At 50.2% G+C, this 21,305-nt stretch carries 20 protein-coding genes; 13 read left to right on the top strand and 7 right to left on the bottom strand.

The window, feature by feature from the left end; all coding sequences use genetic code 11:
- Window positions 1-340: 340 nt before the first annotated feature.
- From AC4BAN_RS16590 to AC4BAN_RS16575, 4 genes are all read left to right on the top strand, one after another.
- Entirely contained in the window at window positions 341-877 is a 537-nt protein-coding gene (locus tag AC4BAN_RS16590; RefSeq protein ID WP_490565535.1) for a DUF2975 domain-containing protein, read from the top strand.
- A 3-nt stretch (window positions 878-880) separates the two neighbouring features.
- Window positions 881-1,090: a helix-turn-helix domain-containing protein gene (locus tag AC4BAN_RS16585; RefSeq protein WP_490565534.1), complete on the top strand. Its 210-nt coding sequence runs from the start codon at window positions 881-883 to the stop codon at window positions 1,088-1,090.
- Between the two features lie 151 nt (window positions 1,091-1,241).
- Window positions 1,242-1,682 carry a hypothetical protein gene (locus AC4BAN_RS16580; protein ID WP_490565533.1) on the top strand — a complete coding sequence of 147 codons (441 nt, stop codon included), beginning with the start codon at window positions 1,242-1,244 and terminating at the stop codon, window positions 1,680-1,682.
- 94 nt (window positions 1,683-1,776) lie between these two features.
- On the top strand, window positions 1,777-2,301 hold the full coding sequence (locus AC4BAN_RS16575) for a hypothetical protein (protein ID WP_490565532.1): 525 nt from the start codon (window positions 1,777-1,779) through the stop codon (window positions 2,299-2,301).
- A gap of 48 nt (window positions 2,302-2,349) precedes the next feature.
- Here the strand turns inward: AC4BAN_RS16575 and AC4BAN_RS16570 are convergent, their stop codons facing one another.
- Entirely contained in the window at window positions 2,350-3,726 is a 1,377-nt protein-coding gene (locus AC4BAN_RS16570; protein WP_490565536.1) for an alanine/glycine:cation symporter family protein, read from the bottom strand.
- A gap of 165 nt (window positions 3,727-3,891) precedes the next feature.
- Between AC4BAN_RS16570 and AC4BAN_RS16565 the strand changes: the two genes are divergently transcribed.
- From AC4BAN_RS16565 to AC4BAN_RS16555, 3 genes are all read left to right on the top strand, one after another.
- Complete coding sequence (locus AC4BAN_RS16565; protein WP_490565531.1) at window positions 3,892-5,154, top strand: cation:proton antiporter; 1,263 nt, start codon at window positions 3,892-3,894, stop codon at window positions 5,152-5,154.
- Window positions 5,155-5,184: 30 nt separating this feature from the next.
- A complete protein-coding gene (locus AC4BAN_RS16560; RefSeq protein ID WP_490565530.1) occupies window positions 5,185-5,772 on the top strand; it encodes an alpha-ketoglutarate-dependent dioxygenase AlkB family protein in 588 nt (195 codons plus the stop codon).
- 68 nt (window positions 5,773-5,840) lie between these two features.
- Complete coding sequence (locus AC4BAN_RS16555; RefSeq protein WP_490565529.1) at window positions 5,841-7,226, top strand: FAD-dependent oxidoreductase; 1,386 nt, start codon at window positions 5,841-5,843, stop codon at window positions 7,224-7,226.
- 143 nt (window positions 7,227-7,369) lie between these two features.
- Here the strand turns inward: AC4BAN_RS16555 and AC4BAN_RS16550 are convergent, their stop codons facing one another.
- Complete coding sequence (locus AC4BAN_RS16550; RefSeq protein ID WP_490565528.1) at window positions 7,370-8,674, bottom strand: M43 family zinc metalloprotease; 1,305 nt, start codon at window positions 8,672-8,674, stop codon at window positions 7,370-7,372.
- A gap of 379 nt (window positions 8,675-9,053) precedes the next feature.
- Between AC4BAN_RS16550 and AC4BAN_RS16545 the strand changes: the two genes are divergently transcribed.
- Window positions 9,054-9,548: a DUF4168 domain-containing protein gene (locus AC4BAN_RS16545; protein WP_490565527.1), complete on the top strand. Its 495-nt coding sequence runs from the start codon at window positions 9,054-9,056 to the stop codon at window positions 9,546-9,548.
- 68 nt (window positions 9,549-9,616) lie between these two features.
- On the opposite strand, the gene AC4BAN_RS16540 is transcribed toward AC4BAN_RS16545, so the two are convergent.
- The 3 genes from AC4BAN_RS16540 to asnS all read right to left on the bottom strand — a co-directional run bounded on the left by AC4BAN_RS16540 (window position 9,617) and on the right by asnS (window position 14,793).
- On the bottom strand, window positions 9,617-11,191 hold the full coding sequence (locus tag AC4BAN_RS16540) for a hypothetical protein (protein ID WP_490565526.1): 1,575 nt from the start codon (window positions 11,189-11,191) through the stop codon (window positions 9,617-9,619).
- A gap of 294 nt (window positions 11,192-11,485) precedes the next feature.
- The gene (locus AC4BAN_RS16535; RefSeq protein WP_490565525.1) at window positions 11,486-12,997 is read right to left on the bottom strand and encodes an outer membrane protein assembly factor BamB family protein; all 1,512 of its coding nucleotides are present in this window, start codon (window positions 12,995-12,997) and stop codon (window positions 11,486-11,488) included.
- A 356-nt stretch (window positions 12,998-13,353) separates the two neighbouring features.
- The gene (gene asnS / locus AC4BAN_RS16530) at window positions 13,354-14,793 is read right to left on the bottom strand and encodes an asparagine--tRNA ligase (protein WP_490565524.1); all 1,440 of its coding nucleotides are present in this window, start codon (window positions 14,791-14,793) and stop codon (window positions 13,354-13,356) included.
- A gap of 294 nt (window positions 14,794-15,087) precedes the next feature.
- On the opposite strand from asnS, the gene rpoN reads away from it, so the two are divergent.
- The 3 genes from rpoN (at window position 15,088) to AC4BAN_RS16515 (ending at window position 18,136) form a co-directional block, all read left to right on the top strand.
- Window positions 15,088-16,524 (top strand): RNA polymerase factor sigma-54, encoded by a 1,437-nt coding sequence (gene rpoN / locus AC4BAN_RS16525; RefSeq protein WP_490565523.1) that lies wholly within the window; start codon window positions 15,088-15,090, stop codon window positions 16,522-16,524.
- Between the two features lie 75 nt (window positions 16,525-16,599).
- Window positions 16,600-17,220, top strand: coding sequence for a hypothetical protein (locus AC4BAN_RS16520; RefSeq protein ID WP_490565522.1), 621 nt, complete (start codon window positions 16,600-16,602; stop codon window positions 17,218-17,220).
- Between the two features lie 133 nt (window positions 17,221-17,353).
- Window positions 17,354-18,136 carry an enoyl-CoA hydratase-related protein gene (locus AC4BAN_RS16515; protein ID WP_490565521.1) on the top strand — a complete coding sequence of 261 codons (783 nt, stop codon included), beginning with the start codon at window positions 17,354-17,356 and terminating at the stop codon, window positions 18,134-18,136.
- An 81-nt stretch (window positions 18,137-18,217) separates the two neighbouring features.
- Here the strand turns inward: AC4BAN_RS16515 and AC4BAN_RS16510 are convergent, their stop codons facing one another.
- Together AC4BAN_RS16510 and AC4BAN_RS16505 are read right to left on the bottom strand one after the other, a co-directional pair.
- Window positions 18,218-19,048: a hypothetical protein gene (locus AC4BAN_RS16510; protein ID WP_490565520.1), complete on the bottom strand. Its 831-nt coding sequence runs from the start codon at window positions 19,046-19,048 to the stop codon at window positions 18,218-18,220.
- A gap of 92 nt (window positions 19,049-19,140) precedes the next feature.
- Window positions 19,141-19,830: an ABC transporter ATP-binding protein gene (locus AC4BAN_RS16505; protein ID WP_490565519.1), complete on the bottom strand. Its 690-nt coding sequence runs from the start codon at window positions 19,828-19,830 to the stop codon at window positions 19,141-19,143.
- Between the two features lie 221 nt (window positions 19,831-20,051).
- Between AC4BAN_RS16505 and AC4BAN_RS16500 the strand changes: the two genes are divergently transcribed.
- The gene (locus AC4BAN_RS16500) at window positions 20,052-20,633 is read left to right on the top strand and encodes a DUF4142 domain-containing protein (protein ID WP_490565518.1); all 582 of its coding nucleotides are present in this window, start codon (window positions 20,052-20,054) and stop codon (window positions 20,631-20,633) included.
- A 99-nt stretch (window positions 20,634-20,732) separates the two neighbouring features.
- Entirely contained in the window at window positions 20,733-21,296 is a 564-nt protein-coding gene (locus AC4BAN_RS16495; RefSeq protein WP_490565517.1) for a DUF4142 domain-containing protein, read from the top strand.
- Window positions 21,297-21,305 lie beyond the last annotated feature (9 nt).

Genomic DNA, 21,305 nt, shown 5'->3' with positions numbered 1-21,305 from the left:
TTTCCCTTATTTTTACACGCAGTACCGGGAGAAAAAAGGGAAAAACAACCCCGGCCAACAACACCCATAAGACACTGAATCAAGCATCACAAGCTTCACCGTCTTATGGCCTATTTCGTTAGCGGGCATTAAAAAAAACACAGTAATCGACAAGACAACTTGTATTAGAGAAACTAACTTTTTCAGACTATATAATTCACAAAGGGTTTTGAAAAATCAATGATTTCTTGCCGATTGATTTTGAATATCAAAAAATATATTTTCTTATTCAATATTTATTTATTGTTTTTCAATAAATAAATATTATCTTTGCGACATCAATTTTAACTCATTAAAAGATATGTCAAAAAGAAACAACCTTGTATTTAAAGGCTTACACATTGTGGCTTGGGTCATTTTTGTGGGTTTATGCATTGAAGCCGGTGGTTTGATTGTAAATTTCATTTTCAGTCTGATTAGACCTGAATTTGTCCAAAATCTTTATCAACCTTTGGATTTGACCGAAATGTATAAAGCCAACAAATGGCCTTTTTTCGGTATCTATAGCTTTATTCTATCCATTTCAATTTTAAAAGCCATCCTATTCTACATAGTTATCAGGCTAATGCACAAAATGGAGTTGACAAAGCCTTTCAACACTTTTGTATCGGACCAGATATTGGGAATTAGCTACTACACGCTCGCAATTGGACTGTTTAGTGCCATTGCCAGACAATTAACTAAAAATTTATCACAAAACGGTTTTGACACCAACAGCTTAAACCAATTTTGGGCGGACAGTCAAGCCTTTATTTTAATGGGAGCAGTGATTTATATTATTGCGACTATTTTCAAAAAGGGTGTAGACATTCAAAACGAAAACGACTTAACTGTATAAGCTATGCCAATCATTGTAAACCTTGATGTGATGATGGCAAAGCGAAAAATGTCGCTCAATGAGCTATCAGATAAAGTAGGACTAACTCTTTCAAATCTTTCCATTTTAAAGACAGGAAAAGCAAAAGCAGTAAGATTTAGTACATTGGAGACAATATGTGATGTATTGGATTGCCAGCCAGGTGACATTTTAGAGTATGTCAAAGACGAATAAAAACAACGACCCGCTAACAATGTATATAAAAAATAGGCGAAATAGCAATGAAATCAAGGGTTTTGGCTAGTATCAAACTTGGTGCTTAACCGAAAGTTTCGTGCTTCGAAATCGCCTACTTTTCATATACTAACCGTTAGCCAAAACTGTAATGATAGAAAAAAGCGTATTTTGGATTACAGGCATTTTGCTTCTTTTTAGTTTGGCAGCATTCAGTCAAGTCTCCAGAAAAGATCTTGTTGGGGAATGGACTACAAACAACAAGGACAGCTTGTACTTTAAAGCAGACACAATTCAGCTTTATCAGGACATAAATTACCGATACGGGATAGAGACTTGTAGTTTAGTGGACTGGATAGTTGAAAGACAGAAGTTCAGAATACTTCATGTCAATGATTGCAGCGAACCAGGTACAGTAAGATTTACAACTCCAAGGGAAAAGCTAAAACTCAAGAAAAGGGGTGAACAGCAGGCATTAGAGATAAGAAAGGGTGGAGTAACAGTTGCCTCATTTTTAATACTGGATTTACAAGTGTCAAGAGTGGACAGGTACCCGTGGGAAATAAAAGTGCTGAAATTGAAGAGAATTTAAAGTATGGCATTGACTAATAAAGCATATAAGCCATACTTCGGCTACGCCTTAACATGTGCTATACCAGTATGCTAGCATTAATTTCGTGAAAAATATGAGGCTTAAATTTATTATTTTAGTATTCTTTTCAATCAGTTTCAATAATTGTAACAATCCAAGTTCATCAGATATTACTGAAATCGAGAAAGAAAGTATATCTGCTTTGATACAAAAAGAAATCGATACTTTGCTACTGGCTGTAAATGCCAAGGACATTGATTTGTATATGAGAAAAATGCCAACTGATTTTGTGATTTATGACGAAAACGGCGAGATAATTTCTAGAGAACAACAAAAGGAGTACGTACTTCGTGATTGGTCAATCATAGATACAACTCTCAACAATACCATGGTTATTGATAGCATTGAGTTTCTGAGCCGAGATAGTATTTATGTATATACTTTTCAAAAATGGGAGAGAATAATGTACAGGCAAGATGGAACTACTACAGACACTGTACTGACAACACAAAAACATAAGGAACTATGGAAGAAGAAAAACGAATCATGGATTAGCTATGATGTTAAAGAACTCGGTGGAAAAATCTATATCAATGGAAAAGAATATAAACCCGATTAAATAATACCAACTACTTATACACCAGACCGTTGCTCCTCTTAAAGCTCTCTAAACGTTTACCCGCTCCTCCTTAAACTCCTTCATCCGCTTAAAATAATCCCTGGCAGCACGCATTACCTTAGGCGATAGTAGCAGCGCGGAAACCATAGTCGGGATAGCCATCATAGCATACATGCCATCTATCAAGGCAATTACAGCTGTGATAGAGGCCACGGCGCCAAAGATGATGGTAAGTACATAAAAGTAGTTATAGTAGTGTTTATACTTTGCCCCGAATAAAAAACTGAAGCACTTGGTGCCGTAGTAGGAGTAGGAGAACAGCGAAGTGAAGGCAAAGATCAGCACACACACTACCAGCACATAACTGCCAATGCCCGGCATGGCAGAGTTAAAGGCGTGGGCGGTCATGCTTACGCCGTTGCCATCGGAGGTCTGCCAGGCATTGGTCAGGATAATAGCCAGGCCTGTGAGTGTGCATACCACCAGCGTGTCGATGAACGGGCCGAGCATGGCTACCAGGCCCTCGCGGATGGGTTCGTCGGTTTTGGCGGCGCCGTGCATCATGGCGGCCGTGCCGATGCCCGCCTCATTCGAGAAGGCTGCTCTGCGGGCACCTGCCACCATAATAGCACCTACTGCGCCTCCCAGCACCGCATTCGCTGAGAAAGCATCCTGCAGGATCAGGGCAAAAGCGGCCGGTATGCTTACATAGTTTACCGCCATAATGTAAAACACCGCCAGCATGTACAGCACCACCATGCTGGGCACCATCCTGCCGGCCACATGGCCAATGCGCTTGATGCCCCCAAAAATAACCATCGAAGTGATCACCACCAGCACAAGCCCGATGCCCAGATTCCAGTAAAAAGGCTGCGTGGTGGCAACGCCGTTGGGCACCAGCACCACTTCCCGGATTACCTGCGTGAGCTGGTTTGCCTGGAAGATGGGCAGCGTGCCGAACAGGCCTGCTATGGCGAAAAAGGCTGCCAATGGTTTCCATTTTTTGCCTAAGCCCTCTGTTATCACATACATGGGGCCGCCTTCCAGGTGCCCGAGGCTATCATGGCCGCGGTACATAACAGCTAGCGTACAGGTAAAGAACTTGGTGGCCATGCCCACAAAGGCGCTGACCCACATCCAGAAAAGCACGCCGGGGCCACCCAGCGCAATGGCCACGGCAACCCCGCTTATGTTGCCCATGCCCACGGTAGCCGCCAGCGCACTGGATAAGGCCTCGAAGTGGTTGATGTCGCCGGGGTCGTTGGGGTCGTCGTACCTGCCGCGCAGCACGTTAACGGCATGGCCCATGTAACGGAATGGCAAAAAGCCGGAGTAGAACATGAAATAGAAGCCGCCCCCCATCAATAAAAAGAGTAGGGGCATGCCCCAGGCGGCATTGCTGAACGCGGTTAAGAAGTCTTCCAGTGCTTTCAAATCAGAAATTTATACTTAGTGAGCGATACAAAGTTAGGCACGAATTGTAAAATAAAGTACGTAAGCCACGTACAAAGCAGCTAAGCCCGCCGGATTGTATCGCAAAAGTGCGTACGAGCTATCCTGACAGGGGCTGTTGTACTCTAAGATCTTACTATGTCAACTTACATTGTCGTGATTACGCTGGTTGGCCTGGCGGCCCTCTCTATGGCGTGGGTGCCCTCGCTGCTAAGGCGTACATTTATCTCGTACCCCATTGTTTTTATGGTATTAGGGATGATCGTGTACCTGCTGCCCATCAAGCTGCCGCTGCCCGACCCTATCTGGCAAGAGGATTATGTGGTGCGCCTCACCGAGCTGATCGTGATCATCTCGCTGATGGGGTCGGGGCTGAAGTTGCGAAGAAAGTTTAGCTGGAAAAACTGGCAGATACCGCTGCGGCTGGTCAGCATCACCATGCTGCTGTGCATTGCCGGACTGGCTTTGCTGGCGTGGGGCGTGCTGGGCCTGGCGCCGGCTGCCGCCATACTACTGGGGGCGGTACTGGCGCCCACCGACCCCGTGCTGGCCGAGCAGGTGCAGGTAGGGCCACCCGACGAAAAGGAGGAGGACGATGTGCGGTTCTCGCTAACGGCAGAGGCAGGCATGAACGACGGCATGGCTTTCCCGTTTACCTGGCTGGCGGTGGTAATTGCCGTGGCCGCCGGCACCGAGGGCAGCTGGCTAGGCGACTGGCTCTGGCGCGACTTGTTGTACCGCATTGCAGCGGGCACGCTGATGGGCTTCCTGATTGGCAGGGGCCTGGCTTACCTGATCTTTCAGCTACCCCGTAAGTCGAACTTCCCGAAGGCGCAGGATGGTTTCCTGGCTTTATCGGCCACGCTGGTGTCGTATGGCCTCACAGAAATTGTGCATGGCTATGGCTTTATAGCGGTGTTTGTAACGGCCATTACGGTAAGCAGCTTTGAACCGGAGCACGAGTACCATACCGAGATGCATGATTTCGTGAACCAGGTAGAGCATATCCTCATGGTCATGCTGTTGCTGGTGTTCGGAGGTAGCCTTATTTACGGGCTCCTAAATTTCTTAACCTGGCAGGGGGCCGTTATCGGGCTGCTGTTCCTGTTTGTCATCAGGCCGCTGGCAGGCCTGATAGGCATGTTAGGTGTAAAAGTGCCTTTGCACGAGAAAATGGCCATCAGTTTCTTTGGCATCCGTGGCATCGGCTCCTTTTTCTACCTTTCTTTCGCCCTGGATAAAATAGATTTCGTGGATGCAGATCAACTCTGGTCGGTGGTTGGTTTTATTGTGATGATATCCATTATAATCCATGGCCTGACGGCTTCAAAAGCCATGGGGTACCTGGATAAGCGCCGGAAGAGCCGGGCAAAAGAACAGCCGAAAGAAATCCTGCTTTAACTTAGCAAGCCTTTATTAAACAAGCAAGCCATGCCCACTCTCCAGAAAATAGAAATGCCTGACGCAGAAGTATACCTGGCCCCGGACTTTTTGAGCGCAGCAGACAGTAACGCTTACCTGCAGGTGTTGTTGGAGCAAGTTGACTGGAAGCAGGAAAGTATAAAGCTGTTCGGGAAGCTGCAGCCTATGCCGCGCCTCACGGCCTGGTACGGCGACAAAGGCTATACTTACTCGGGGCTGCACAACCGGCCACAAATCTGGCTGCCAGCCCTGCAAACCCTGAAAGAGCGGGTGGAGCAGGCCAGTGGCCAGGCATACAACAGCGTGCTGCTCAATCTTTACCGGACAGGGCAGGATAGCATGGGCTGGCACTCCGACGATGAGCGCGCCCTGGGGCAGCAGCCCGTTATTGCCAGTGTGAGCTTAGGCGGTGAACGCAAGTTCAGCTTCAGGCACAAAATCCGGAAAGACCTGAAGCCCGTGCATGTAAGTTTAACACACGGCAGCCTGTTGCTGATGCGGGGCCAGACCCAGCATTACTGGCAGCACCATGTACCCAAAACGGCACGAGCCGTAGAACCACGCATAAACCTTACCTTCCGGCATGTGGTGCAGTAAAGCACTTGCCAATACGCTCCGGAAAGCTTTACTTTACACGTGCAGAAAGCGTAAAACCTGACAGAACTATGACCGAAAGAAAGAACATCGCCATAATGGGAGCCGGTTTAGTTGGCTCACTGCTGTCTTTGTACCTGGCCAGGCGCGGCCACAAGATCGACATGTACGAGCGTCGCGCCGACCTGCGTAAAAGCACCGTGGATGGCGGACGTTCTATAAACCTGGCTTTGAGTGACCGGGGCTGGCGCGCACTGCGAGGCATCGGCATAGAGGAAGAAGTGCGTAAGGTGGCCATTCCCATGCATGGGCGCGTGATGCACGACGAGCAGGGCGCCTTAACCTTTCAGCCCTACGGAAAGGAAGGCCAGGCCATTTACTCGGTGTCAAGGGGGGGGCTGAATGTGGCGCTCATGAACCTGTCGGAGCCCAACGACGATATCACCTACCATTTTAACCGGCAGGCAGTAGACGTGAACCTGCGCACAAACGAGGTGCAGCTCCTGAACACCGAAACAAATGCGCTGGAGACCATACAGCCAGACCTGCTTTTCGGCTCCGACGGCGCTTTCTCGGTAGTGCGGGGGGCGATGCAGAAAACAGAGCGCTTCAATTACGAGCAGAGCTACCTGGAGTATGGCTATAAAGAGCTCACCATTCCGGCTACCCCAGGTGGCGGCTGGGCACTGGAAAAAAATGCCTTGCACATTTGGCCCCGTGGTAACTATATGATGATCGCCCTGCCAAACATAGACGGCAGTTTTACCTGCACTTTGTTCTTTCCTTATGAGGGCGAGCGTTCGTTTGACGCTATTAAAACGGATACCGAGTTGCTAAACTTTTTTCTGGAGGTATTCCCGGATGCCGTGCCGCTGATGCCCGACCTGGCGCAGGAGTACTTTTGCAACCCGACAGGTTCGCTGGTGACCATCAAATGCTTCCCGTGGAGTTTCGGGGGCAAGTCTTTGCTGATCGGCGATGCCAGCCATGCGGTGGTGCCCTTTTATGGGCAGGGCATGAACGCCGGTTTCGAGGATATTGCCGTGCTGGATCAGATGCTGGAGAATTTTGACGGAGAAGACTGGGAGGCGCTGTTTAGGGCTTTCGAGCGCCGCCGCAAACCCAATGCCGACGCCATCGCCGACCTGGCCGTGCTCAATTTTATTGAGATGCGCGATAAGGTGGCAGACCCGCGTTTCCTGCTCCGCAAGGAAATCGAAAGCAAAATATCAGAGCAGTACCCCGATAAATGGATCCCGCTTTATGCCATGGTCACCTTCACCGACCTGCCGTATTCCTATGCCCTCGAAACAGGGCAAATGCAGGATAAGATCATGAAAAAGGTGATGCGGCACATACAGCGTGTGGAAGATTACGAAAAGCCCGAGGTGCAGCAACTATTGCAGGAGCAGCTGGTGCAGAAGGAAATGCTCAAGAAGTACCAGGCCCAAGGTTGATCTATTGGTCGAGCCAGACTTTACGTTGCACATGCTGAATGAGCTTGAGAGAAGGTTAGAATCGCCTTATAACTGGCAAATTGCAAGGGCATAAAAAAAGGGCGATACATATATCGCCCTTTTTTGTATAGCTTAAGCAGCCTCTATCTTACTACAGATAGTTTGGTTACTTCTTTTGAGGCACCTGACTGCACAGAAACAAAGTAGATGCCACGGGCCATTTTATCCAACTTAAGCGAATAGTCGAAAGTGCCTTTGGCATCAGTCCATAACTCGCTGTGTATTACACGGCCGCTCATGTCGGTTACCTGAAGGGCTACAGCAGAAGCATTGTCAGCTACTGTGATCGCGATGGTAGCTTCGGAGTTTGCTGGATTCGGATAAACAACCAGCGTGTTAGAAGCTGATTTAGCAATTTCGAAGGTTGCGGTTGCCGCTGTAGTAGATGCGTCTGCGAACACACCAGACCGTGCGCCGGTAAATGTAGCGCGTGGGCCACCTGTCGTAAATACAGCTCTCATTCTATCCTTCTGGCCGTAGGTAAACATATACATACAGGCATCATAAGTATAATCCATGTAGTTCATGAACATGTCACTTGTGTTGTTGCAGGTAGGCTGTGGGAAAGAAGGGCATCCGCCGTTTGAGGTTTGCTGTGTGGGTGTGTCTTCCACGTAGTCGTTTCCGCAGCGTCTGTCTCCCCAAATGTGGCGCAGGTTCATCCAGTGGCCAACTTCGTGTGTGGCAGTACGGCCTAAGTTATAGTTGCCGGCAGTGCCGCCAGGCAGGGAGCTGTATAAACATACCACGCCGTCAGTGGCAGGATTTCCACCCGGAAACTGTGCATAGCCCAATAAGCCGCTGCCCAGGTTACATACCCAAAGGTTCATATACTTGCTGGCGTCCCAGGCATCGCGTCCGCCCTGGCTGGTGTACTTCACCGCATCGTTAGAGGAGAAAGAAGTTACCGAAGTGGGGGTTCTTGTGATACCTCCAAGTGTGAACTCAATCTCGGTGTCTGCATCCAGGCTACCGAACATAGAAGGCAGCTTACTGATATCGGCATTCTGCTTCCTGAAATCCTCGTTCAGTACCCGCAGCTGCTCATTCAGCATGGCATCAGACACGTTCTGAGATGCGGTATTGTACACTACATGGAACACAACGGGTATCTTAACAATAACCCCGGTTGGTGCCGGCTCTGGAGATGGGCTGGTAGGATCGGTTGGCTGAGTGGGCTTACCTTTGGCAGCAGAAGCATTCGCTAAAACTTTTTGAGTGTGTCGCTCAATGGCCTCCATTCTTCTTTCCAGACCCGGATTTTCCTTCATCTGTCTTTCCAGCACATCCATGGTAGCACAGCTTTTGGCGGGTTTGCCCTGCTGGGCATAAGCGCCAGTGCCTGACATTACTAATAAGGTGATCAAGCTTAGTATAATTTTCTTCATGTGTAAATGTTTAAGGTGGATAAATTTTAGTGGAGTAATATACAATTAGTTTTCTAATATTTTAGCTAGATAAAGTATATTTTTTTCATTTCAATTCACTGCTTCCCCGCTGCAGAAAACACAGAAGTGTACCTTGCCTGAAGATCAGCTATAAACTTTTTGCTTTAAAAAAGGTATAGTAAAAAACCCAGGTTGCGCTACATAATATGCATTGAAGGTGTAAACCCACCCCTAACCCCTCCGAGGAGGGGAATTACATGCACGAGTAGAATTCCCCTCCTCGGGTGGGTTAATGGCAACGCGGGTCAAATAATTAAAAAATGGCTTTAAAGACGCCATTCAACTAATTTTCCCATCTTAATGTAATCATCCGAGATTTATGAATTTAGCCCATAGCTTAAAAGGAGCAGCCATAACTGCATTGCTTCTGGCCAATTTGGCCTTTGGTACCGCTGCCAGTGCACAGCAAACACCGCAGCCTGCACAGCAGCAACAGCACCCAACTTTTACCGACAAAGAGCTGAAGCAGTTCGCCGACGCCAGCACGCGCCTGATGGATATTCAGCGAAAAGGCGAGGAAAAGATGCTGCAGATACTGGAAGAGGAGAAGCTTGGTGTGGATAAATTTAACGAGATGGCCCAGGCGCACCAGCAGCAAAAGCTGGCGGAGGTAACCGCCACTGTCCAGGAAAAAGCAGCGTTCGAGAAATCAACCAAACGCATGATGGACATGCAGCCCGAATTGCAAAAGGAGGTGGAAACCGCTATTCAGAAAGAAGGCATTACCCTGGACAAGTATGAGCAGATCATGGTGGCTTACCGCCAGGATGCCGCTTTGCAGGAGAGGCTGAACAAAATGATGGGGCAGCAGTAAGCTAGCCCACTATATAAAGCAGGAGTCCCCGCTACACGTAGTATAGCGGGGACTCCTGCTTTATAAAATTAATCTGCGTCTTGCTGGGCCTGTGGTTGCTGGCCATGGGCAAACTCCACGATCCGGAAGGTTTTGTTGCGGCGGTCGTAGTAACCGTAGTGCAGTTTGTTGCCATATCGGTACACGGTTTTTAGCTCCGGTTCCGGCTTCAGTTCCTGCTCGTAATTCTCCACCCTGTCCTGCAGCACCAGCTGTTCCTTGTCTGTGCCGGTGTTTACCTTGGTCAGGTTATCCGCATCCAGCACCGACCTGAAATACGTGCTGATGCCCGGACCTGCCGGTTGGCTGTTGCCCTGGTTGTAGGGGTCGTAGAAGTAGCGGCTGTAATAGGGCGAGTTCAGGTAGTAGCTCGGGATGTTATAAGCCGGCACCCAACGCCCCGGCATCAGCATCAGCCCGCGCGAGGTTTGGATATAGCGATCAGGGGTGCGCACCATCCGGTTACGGTCCTGGTCAAAGTTCCGGCGCTCATCCGGCGCGTTATAAGACCCGATGGTGAGCTGCAGGGTGCTGTCGGCAAACGTGTCTACGGTAATGGCCGGCACACCGTTGGCCAGGCTCTTCATCACTTTCGATGTTTTCTCGATCACGGTATTGTCTGGCGAGAACAGGGCCTTGGCGCCGCGCTGGTACACAGGCGTTGACTTGATGGCAATCTCCTCATCGCCGCTGTAGCTATACTCCTTAATAGGGGCAAGCGTGTTGAAATCATACGCGGTAAGTTTAAACTGGTCTTTCTCCAGGTTCACGCGGAACAGGATGTTGTTGTACAAGAACGAGTTAAAGCTAGGCCCTTTTCGCTGATCAATGGCCGGCAGGGTACGGTACTGCGTGGTGCCTTTGTTCCAGTCCAGGGTCAGGATCTCGGTGGTGGTTTCGTCGCTGTCCTTGCCTTTCAGGTAAAAGCCGTCGAAGATCATGTGAATCTGGTCGCCGCGCGAGTAGATCTTGCTGCGGTGATGCCCCGTGAACACGTTATGCTGCAGGTCGGGGTGCACATAGATCAGGTCAGACTCCCGGGCATAGCGCTCGCGCGAGCGGGGCATCTCCTCCGACTTAAACACCTTATGCTCCAGGTGTGCCACGTTTTCATCTGAATCGCGGAACAGGTGCATGGTGCCATCCTTATCGGTGTAGAGCATGTAAAAGTGGTTCTCGTCGCCGAAGCCCCCCACAAAATTCAGGTTGCGCTCCACGTCTATCTGCACATCCTGTATGCTGCGGAAGGCGCCGGTTTTACGGTTAATGGCAAAAGGGCGCAGATACTCGCGGCGGCCATTCACATAACGGCCATAAAAGATAAACTCCTCGTCGGTTACGCGCGTGCCAAGCAGCTGCGGCTCCTGCGAGAAGCGATAAGGGATCTGGTGTTTGGCGATCTGTTTTCCTTCGGGCGAGAGTAACGCAAAATTCAGTTCCCCTTTCTGATAGAAGTAGATCACCACGTTGCCATCCTTGTCTGCCAGGGTAATTAAATCCTCGGCGCGGTTCATGGGCAACTCAATATGGGCAAACTCCTGCTGGGCATTGGCTGCAAAAGCCGACATACCTGCCAGAAGTATACTTAAGATTAATTTACGCATAATATAAGGGGTTGAGGGTTATACTTTTAAGATGCAAAAATTTGGCCAAAGCGTAAAAAAGAACAGGCAAAGTAGCAGAAAAATTAGTAGTTCATGCTGCTTTGCCTGTAAGAATGCCTCAAAGTAGGTGCTCACGCCGTTGCTGTGCGAGTAGAATCCGGTGCCACGCATGCACATACAGGTAGCGGACAACACAGGTGCTGCTGGTGTAGCCAGAGTACCGCCAAACAGTGGCATCAGACTGCCACCTCCGCCCCTAAACTTGGCTAGTGTTAAAACACCGCACAATTAAAGTTACTGTATAGAATAGGCATAAATGCCGCTTCCTCCTTTGGAGGCCCATTTGTCAAACATGCCGGGTACGCCACTGCTAACGTACAAGTGACTGCCTTTAACTGCCATGCGAGCAGTGACTGGTGCAGGGTTCTGAAAATTCTTGATCACCTTTCCATCCGCCACGTTGTAGGCCTGAATGGTGCCATCTAAAGAGCCCAGAAAATAGACGTCGTTCACCAGGTAACCCGGCACGATGGCAGCGGGCTGAGCCTGGTCTATCACCCACTGCTGCTCACCGGTAGCGGCATCGAGTTTCTTCAGAGAAAGTTTGTGTTTAGCTGGCGGCAAGGTATGGCTGTAGTTGTTGTTGCTCCAGGCTATTACGGTGCCATTGCCTATGGAAGCCTCTGCGTGCATGCCACCATCTACTCCGCCGTATCCGATTACGGTTTCCCATACTTTCTCACCCGTTCGTGCATCAAACACAAGGTACCTTCCACTCTTCTGCCCGGCACCCACTAGCTTGCGGGGTGTCCCGCTCACGTCAGCTATAAAAATTTGCGGCCCGCCAGCAAAGTCGTAGTCCGGGCCTTCTTTCTTTGCTTTCGTCCACACATCGTGCTCTGTAACCTGATTGTGCCACTTTATCTCGCCGGTTTTTGCGCCTACCGCAATAATGGCATCCGACATGTCGGATGCCTCGCCGGTGTAGTTGTTGCCCGTGGTAAAGTAGAGCATACCTAGGTCCGGGTCAAGGGCAAACGAACTCCACACGGCACATCCGTTATGCGGAGGTTCTACCAGCACTCTTTCCCAGGCAACTTTGCCGGTAGCTGCCTCCAGGGCAACCACTTTTCCCAGAAAATTAGGTTTGAAATCCTTTTTCATAGCGGTCATAGGCTCTTCCACAGACTGCAGGCCAATATATACTAGCCCATCATAGTATAAAAGCGTACTCAGATTTCCTGCTTCGGGGTCGTCGGTTATTTTAGTTTGCCAGAGCATATTACCGCTAGAAGTATCTAAGGCATAGGCGGTTCCTTCCACGCTGGCCTCAAACAGTTTACCATCGCCTAAAGCACCCGAGCCCGCTAACCCATGCCACGGCCACATCGTGTTGGGCTGTGCAATTGTTTTCTTCCAGATCAGCTGTCCCGTGCTTTGGTCTAGCTTGTAAACCGTACCTCCCCAGTCTCCGAAATACAGACCTCCATCATCTACCAGCGGGGTGTGGCTTACAGGTGATGGGGTGGTGTATTCCCAATCTTTTTTTAAAGCATTCACGTTGCCGCTGTTTATGGCTGGCTGCATACTGGCTACCTGGTTCCAGAGCTTTTCCACCAGGGCGGGATCGCTTGGCATACTTGCTGCAGTTGTAGCGGTATCTGTGGTAGATTCCAGAGATTCAGCGTCAGTACGCACCGTTTCAGACTGCGTGGCGGCTGTATTGCATGAAGTAAGCAGACTGGCAATCACCAAGGCGGAGCATGATAGTTGTTTTTGAAGAATAGTGAGAAAAGAATTTTTCATAGCTTGTTGTTATTAGTTGACTTTATTGATGGTGTACAAACCGTGACGTAACGCGTTTGACACCCAACTTAATATACTAACTATGATTTGTATGAGTTACAAGCGATTGATAACCAGTGCAAAATGTAACGTGCGGAGTGTGCCTGCCAGTAACCGTAGAGAGGTTGCTTTAGTCGAAAGCCTTTCTGCTGGAAATGCAAGTGTGTTAGGGGAGGCAAACATTTAGGCAGGCATAACACGTAGGGAGCCTGAGTCGCTGTTAGGGCATTTGCTTTACAAAAGAACCCCGGCCATTCCTGACCAGGGTTCTTTTGTAAAGTATAAAAGTATAAAGTAAGAACTTGAAACACGCAGGCTTAAAACTCCGCGCTTTGCGGCGTTCTCGGGAACGGGATCACATCGCGGATGTTGCCCATGCCGGTCACGAACTGCACCACGCGCTCAAAGCCCAGGCCGAAGCCCGCGTGCGGACAGCCCCCAAAACGGCGTGTATCCAGGAACCACCACATGTCATCCGGGTTAATGCCTACTGCCTTCATGCGTTCCACCAATATATCCATGCGCTCCTCGCGTTGCGAGCCGCCCACGATCTCACCAATGCCGGGGGCCAGAATATCCATGGCCGCCACGGTTTTGCCATCGTCGTTCAGGCGCATGTAAAAGGCCTTGATATCCTTCGGGTAATCTGTTACGATCACCGGTTTTTTAAAGTGTTTCTCTACCAGGTAACGCTCGTGCTCACTCTGTAAATCAATACCCCACTTCACGTCGTACTGGAATTTCTTTTTCTTGTAGTGGTTTGAGTTGAGCAGGATGTCGATGGCCTGTGTGTAGGTGATGCGCTCAAAATCATTGGCTACCACCAGCTCCAGCTTTTCCAGCAGCGTCATTTCCTGGCGCTCGTTCTGCGGCTTGCTCTTGTCTTCCTCGGCTTGGCGCTGGGCCAGAAACGCCAGATCGTCGGGGTTGTGCTCCATCGCGTAGCGGATGATGTACTTAATGAACTCCTCGGCCAGGTCGGCGTTCATCTGCAGATCGTAGAAAGCCATTTCCGGCTCTATCATCCAGAACTCCGCCAGGTGGCGCGTTGTGTTCGAGTTCTCGGCCCTAAACGTAGGTCCGAAAGTATAAATATCGCTGAAGGCCATGGCCGCCACCTCGCCTTCCATCTGTCCGGAAACCGTCAGGTTGGTGGCGCGTCCGAAGAAATCCTCCTCAAAGTTGATGTTGCCCTCTTCGGTGCGTGGCAGCTTGTCCAGGTCGAGGGTGGTCACCTTAAACATTTCGCCGGCGCCCTCTGCGTCAGAAGCCGTGATGATGGGCGTATGCATGTACACGAAGCCCTTCTCACGGAAGAACTGGTGGACGGCAAACGAAAGGGAGTTGCGCACGCGGAACACGGCGCCGAAGGTGTTGGTGCGGAAGCGCAGGTGCGCGATCTCGCGTAAGAACTCCAGCGAGTGCGCCTTCTTCTGCAGCGGGTATGTTTCCGGGTCGGCCTTGCCCAGTACCTCTATGTGCGTGGCCTGTATTTCGTAGGCCTGGCCCTTGCCCTGCGAGGCGACCAATTTGCCGGTAACGGCAATGGCCGCGCCGGTGGTTACATCTTTCAGGGTCTCGTCGCTGAACTGCTCGGCTTCGGCCACTACCTGCAGATTGTTGATCGTGGACCCATCGTTGACGGCGATGAAACTCACGAACTTGTTTCCGCGCTTTGTGCGCACCCAGCCTTTAAGTAGTACCTCCTGGTCTACTGCGGCACCCTGTAGCAGCTCTTTAACTTTTGTGCGTTGCATATGTATGGTTTTTAAGGCCCTCTGTTGTTGAAGTTGTGGATTCCTTGATATTAAGCGTAGCATGACACACGTATCATGTAGCACGACTTTTCAAGTATATGTAAATCCGGCACATTAAATCTTCTACTTCAATCTAATATAATCTGACGGCTTGATACGTGTGTCGTGATACGTTATACCTGTGTCTCTTTCAAAATCCCTCAAAGTAACGATAATTTAACCTTTTTTGTAAATGCGAGTAAAATTATCCTAAATTTGGAAGTGCGCAGAAACGCACTGAAATTACTAAAAAATATGCAGCGACTCGATTTAAGACAACTTTTATCCCAGAAGCTATCGCCGCAGCAGATACAATTTATCAAGCTGCTGCAGATACCTACTGCTGAGTTGGAGATGCGCATAAAGGAGGAGATGGAGATCAACCCCGCTTTGGAGGAGGGCCGCGAGGAGCAAACCGAAGAATTCAGCGAGACAGACGACTACGAAGAGGAGTACAGCAAGGAGGAAGAGGTAGACATAAACGACTACCTAAACGACGATGAGATAAGCGGCTACAAGATGCAGGGCGATCGGGGCGGGGACGAGGAAGACCGTGAAATGCCCATCGCCATGACCTCCACGCTGACCGACTCACTAATGGACCAACTCGGCTTCCTGGACCTGGACGACAAGCAGTTTGCCATTGGCATGCAGCTGATCGGGAGCATAGACCACGACGGGTACATCCGGCGCGACCTGAGCGCTATTGCCAACGACCTGGCTTTTTCGCAGAACATCGAAACCACCGAGGAGGAGATAGAGCAGGTGCTGCACATGGTGCAGACCTTTGACCCTGCCGGCATTGGCGCCCGCGACCTGCCCGAGTGCTTGTTACTGCAGCTGGTGCGCCGAGAGCAGGACCAAACCACCGTACTGGCGGAGCGCATCATCAACGATGCCTTCGACGAGTTCACCAAAAAACACTATCAGAAAATACAGAGTAAGTTCAACATAACGGAGGATGAGCTGAAAAATGCCGTAGACGTGATCATCAAACTGAACCCGAAACCAGGAGGGGCCGGCGCCAGCATGACACGCATCCAGTACATCATCCCTGACTTTATGCTGGCCAACGACAACGGACAGCTGCAGCTCTCGCTCAACTCCCGCAACGCCCCCGACCTGCGCATCAGCCGCTCGTACGCCGATATGTTCGATGCCTATGATAAATCGGACAAAAAGGACAAGAAGCTGAAGGAGACGGTTACATTTGTGAAGCAGAAACTGGATGCGGCCAAGTGGTTTATCGATGCCATCCGGCAGCGCCAGAACACGCTGCTGCGCACCATGGAGGCCATCATCAAATACCAGCACAATTTTTTTCTGGAAGGCGATGAAAGCGAGCTGCGCCCGATGATCCTGAAAGACATTGCCGAAGAGATCGGTATGGACATCAGTACCATCAGTCGGGTAGCCAACAGCAAAGCCGTGCAGACGGAGTTCGGCATTTACCCGCTCAAGTACTTTTTCTCGGAAGGCATCGCGACCGATTCAGGCGAAGATGCCAGTAGCCGCGAAGTGAAGCACATCCTGAAAGAGATCATCGAAGGCGAGAGCAAGCGCAAGCCGCTTTCGGATGAGAAGATCGAGAAACTGCTCAATAACAAAGGCTACAACATTGCCCGCCGCACTGTGGCCAAATACCGCGAGCAACTGAACATACCCGTGGCCAGGCTTCGGAAAGAGCTGTAGGCGTTAAGCATATAAGCAATACCATACCCGCCATAGGGCCATACTTTAAACTGTATTTTAAACGCTGCACCTTACTTGAACCGTTCCCTGGCTAAAGCGCTGTCTGTGGTTTTTCATCCGCTGCTGCTGCCCACTTACCTTTTCGCTTTTATACTTTACTACATGCCGGCCTCCATGCTCACGTTTCCGATGCAGGGGCGCTGGGTGGTGCTGGGCATGATCTTCCTGTCTACGTTTATATTGCCGGGCCTGGGTGCCTTTGCCATGGTGCGCATGGGCCAGCTGGATTCGCTGGAGATGGACCGGCGTGAGCAGCGCGGCATGCCTTTGCTGTTTACCGGGGTCTGCTATACGGTCATTGCCTTTTTACTGTACCGCGAGGAGGTGTTTGATGCCGTTTTCTATTTTGTGATGGGCATCATCGCGGCCTCGGTGTTTGTTACTTACCTGGTGTCGCTGTTCTGGAAGATCAGTGCGCACAGCGTGGGCATAGGCGGCGCGGTGGGCATCCTGCTGCTGCTAAACAGGCTCATGCCCGATGCCGGGCTCTCGCTGCCCCTTGCACTAGCTTTGGTGGTGGCCGGCGCGGTGCTCTCTGCACGGCTGGCACTGCACGCGCACACGCCGGCACAGGTGTACGCCGGCTTTGGCAGCGGTTTGCTGCTGGCCCTTACCACGGCGCTTTTTGTGCTGTAAAGTATAAGCGTTAAAATACTGGTCAGGCGCTTGGTCAGTTAGGTTTTTTCTGCTGCTAAACTTGCCGGTTATTTACTCCTTGCCAAAAGCCCCTTATTTCTTAACTTTGACTCTCTCACAAAAACAGAAGAACATGACGTACGAGTGTTTACTATATAATGTGCAGGATGGCGTGGCAACCATCACGCTGAACAGACCCGATGTCTTTAATGCCTTTAACGACCAGCAGAGCTACGATTTGCAGGATGCCCTGAAGCAGGTAAGCCGCGATGAGCAGGTGCGCGTGGTGGTGCTTACCGGCGCCGGCAAAGCCTTCTGCTCGGGCCAGGACCTGAAAGCCATTGCCAGCGCCAGCAAGCGCGACCTGTCGGAGTCGCTGGAGAAGCGCTATAACCCGATCATACGCGCCATGCGCAACCTGCCCAAGCCCATTATCTGCAAGCTAAACGGCGTGGCTGCCGGTGCGGGCTGCTCGCTGGCCCTGGCCTGCGACCTGGTGGTGGCCTCCACGGCGGCAAGTATGATCGAGGTGTTTGTAAATGTGGGCCTGGTGCTGGACTCCGGTTCTTCTTACTTCCTGCCGCGCGCGGTGGGCTCCCTGAAAGCTTTTGAGCTGAGCACGCTGGGTTCTAAGGTATCGGCTGAGGAAGCGTTGCAGTTGGGGATGGTAAACCGGGTGGTTGCACCCGAGGAGCTGGACGGTGCTGTGGCCGAGCTGGCAGCGCGCTATGCCTCCGGACCTACAAAGGCTATCGGGCTGATGAAGAAGATGCTGAACAAATCGTTTCACTCCAGCCTGGACGAGATGCTGGAGTATGAGGCACACTGCCAGAAAATTGCCGGCAACTCAGCAGACTACAAGGAGGGTGTAACAGCCTTTAACGAGAAGCGAAAGCCGGCCTTTAAAGGTGCTTAGACACCGCTATAGAAAAGTATAAAAGCAGCGTGGCCCACCGGTTAAACCTGTGGGCCACGCTGCCTTTATACCTGGTTTTGCTTAGCGCAGGTGAATGGTTTTGGTTCTTTTGCCGTTAACAGTCACTTCCGCCAGATCGTCACAGGGCTCTGTGCCGGTTGGGTCGTAGTTGAGTTTCAGCGTTTGGCCGTTCTCGTTTTTGATCAGTAAGATGCCCGATACAAAATGGCGTGCACAGCCTGGGGCCATCACTCTTTTCAGAGCTTGTTCCGTAACGGCGGTATAGGAGATGCCTCTTCGGTTCACACCCTCCGATCTTCCCCTTACCAGGTATACATCATCAGCCAGGCGCGGCGTATCTTGGCCGGCAATACGCTCTATCACGCGCTCAGCGCTCCACGAGATAGTGCCTTCCGGGGTAATGATACTGGCTTCGCGCACCACCACGTTCCGCTTGTTTTCGTTTACATAGGTTACCACGCGTATGCCGGTGTGGCGCATGTCATTCACGTAATAGTCTACCAGGCGGGTGGTAACTTTAGCGCCTTCGTGGTGTGGTCGGCCTTCGAAAACAGACACAATCCTGCCGCGGCGGTTCTTGCCGTCATGGCAAAGGCAGTTGGTGTTGCCAAAGTCGATGGTCAGGGTATGGGTTTCGTGATTGTAGGTGCGCGTGGCACAGCTGGGCAGACTTTCGGGTGCGGCTACTCGTCCGTTTAGCTCGGGCTCAGAGTTGATCATGTCCTCTACAAACTCATCCACATTGTTCATCTCCTGGTCAGCGGAGGTATTAGCCTCCGCCGAGGCTACGTCGATATCTTCTTGTACTTCTTCTTTCTGACAAGCAGAGAAGGCCAGTGCGCCGCCTAGCAGGAGCACGAACGGCAAGTGTTTGGTTAGCTGTAATTTCATGCGGTTTATTTTAGGTTATACCTGTTAGAGTTACGTTATCTAATAAGGTTTAACACTATATATAAAAAATATTTTTTTAAAACGTGCAGAACCTAGAAAGCGTAACCCACTGACAGCTTGATCTGTGGCAACGGTACAGCTACAAGCACAGAATTGGCATCTTTCATAACCATGTGCCCGATGATCCTTTTCTCTAATAAGTCTGCGCCGTTTGTGGCCTTGGCGTACTTTGCCCTTCCCCCCAGCGAGCCGGCGGCTTCCAGGGTGATATGGTCGCTTACCTGAAACTGCCAGCCAACCTGGTAGCTTAGGTCTGCAGCGTTCTGGTATAACCGGCCAATGCGCCGTGCTCTGTCCTCCTGATCGAGTGCCCCCCTCTCAAATACCATAAACCTGTAGCCAAACAGCGGCCCATGGAAAAAACCAAAGGGCGCCTTCCTGCTTTTAGAAGGATAGTGGCGCTGACTCATCCTGATACTTACCCCTTTCACATTTTTGGCATCGAAGGCAAGGAATCCGCCCTCCCCATCCAGGAAAGCCTTATATATAAAGCCAATGCCATACTCGTTGCTTACCTGCGGGGCGCGTACCTTCTCGTAAGCGAAACGCACCTCCCCGAGGAGCAGAGGCTGCAGTTTGTAAGTAAAGTCATGCGACTTGTCTATCGCTGTGTCAATGGCAGCTTCGTCCAGGGACAGATCCTGTGCCTGCGTCTTGCCGGCAAACAAGGCCAGAAACATACAAAGGGAGACCATCCAAAAGCTGCTTTTCATCTTTCTCATAGATTGTTCAGTACTAAACTTTATGTGTTATAACCTGATAGAATACAAATGATAAAACTATAAAGATTTGTTTTCCAATGGTTTGTGGTGTTGGTTGCGTGCAGAGGATGTAGAAAAACTAAGATACGAAATCCAAACGCAACTTCTTAAACTCATAAAATATTTAGGCGTATACGCAATTAGTTTATAAATAATTACTTACGATTAATCACTTTAAAGCTATGAAAAATTTATTGTTAAACGGAATGTTTTTAGGGGCCTTGCTTTTAGGGGTGGCTTCTTGTAACCAGAACAATGGAGCCGTTGAAGAAGCTCAGGAAATGAACGAGGAAATGGCAGAAAACACAGGTATGGAAGATGAGATGACCGACCTCTCTGATTTCATGACAAAGGCAGCCTCGGGAGGTATGATGGAGGTAGAACTGGGCAACCTGGCGCAGCAAAAAGGGCAGATGAAGGAAGTGAAGGACTTTGGCAAGATGATGGTGGATGATCATAGCAAAGCGAACGATAAGCTAAAATCGCTTGCGGCGGAGAAAAACATAACATTGCCTGCCACCATGAGCGAGGACCATATGGAGCATGTTACCGAGCTGCGCGACAAGACAGGCGCTGATTTCGATAAAGCCTATATGGATTTGATGGTAGAAGATCACAAGGAGGATATAGAGATGTTTGAGAACGCGAGCAACAACCTGGAAGCACCTGAGGTGAAGACTTTCGCTTCGAACACGCTAACCACATTACGCAAGCACCTTGACAGAGCCAAGCAGGTAAAAGACATGGTAGACAAAAAGATGTAGTAGCGCAACCGGAGAGATAATAAATATCTTTTAAAACATACAAAAGCGTCTGTAAGTAACTATACTTGCAGACGCTTTTGTATTTAAACACAAATGACCATGAATAAAAACTTACTCATTTCCTTTGCGCTGGCAGCCACTACCTCCTTTTCTGCCTGCAGCTCCGACGACAGCATAAGAACGGCTACAGAGCAAAGTGTGCAGCAGTTTGAGGCGGCGGGCATAAAGAACATGGAAAACGATGCCTTGTTCGCAGCCGAGGCGACCAGTGCCAGCATGCTGCAGATACAGCTCTCGCAAACGGCCCTGGAACGAGGCGTGAGCCCGGAGGTAAAGGATTTCGCCGAAGCCATGGTAAGCGACCACCAGCAGATGCTGGACGAGCTGCAGGCCATGGCGAACCAAACCCAACTGATGCTGCCCCAGACACTGGGAAAGGCGCACCAGGAGGTTTACGAAGAAGTAGCAGCCAAGGAGGGCATCGCCTTTGACGTAGAGTATATCAGGGCCATGGTTAGCCTGCACAAAAAGCTGTTAGCCAGATACGAAGACATGGCAGAGAACGGCGTGAACATGGGGGTAAAGCAGTATGCCTCCAGGCAACTGCCTGTCATCCGGCAACACCTGCAAAAAGCAGAGGCTTTAGAAGACAAGATTGACTAAAGCTGAGAA

The organism is Pontibacter sp. GD13 (genome assembly GCF_058216355.1).
Note: the sequence above shows the minus strand (reverse complement) of the source record. Positions and strands in the feature narration are given on the sequence as shown.